Below are 391 nucleotides of genomic sequence, written 5' to 3' on the forward strand. Positions count from 1 at the left end.
CCTTTCTGTAATTGGTACTATCTACCTTGAAATAGGCTATATCTTTATTGTAATACTTCCTTGAATGTCTATTGGACTATTTGATGCACTTAATAAAGAGTATGGCGATGTTGAGTGGATTGGGTTAGCTAGTACTGTTGGTCTAATTGGAGAGATTATTTCTATCTTTGCGCTTACAACTGTAACGGCGGATTTAGAGTTTGGAATAAACTTTGACTTTTATAGAACAATGACACTCTTTTTTCTTTTCCTTATTTTTATGGTTGTTTTTTTTAAGTTCTTCCATTATTTAATTTTGTTGTATCCAGAAATCAAAGCGGTACTTATGCCAGAGAATGACCATCAAGAACAAGATATTTGTCTATCTATGGGGATATTCTTTCTTATGATT

General features: G+C 32.2%; 1 pseudogene. It reads left to right on the top strand.

Annotated elements, in window-relative coordinates:
- Positions 1 to 64: 64 nt before the first annotated feature.
- Positions 65 to 391, top strand: a pseudogene (locus tag CRV02_RS14690) (cation:proton antiporter); the annotation flags it as partial.

This window comes from Arcobacter sp. CECT 8989, assembly GCF_004116715.1.
Lineage (GTDB): Bacteria > Campylobacterota > Campylobacteria > Campylobacterales > Arcobacteraceae > Halarcobacter.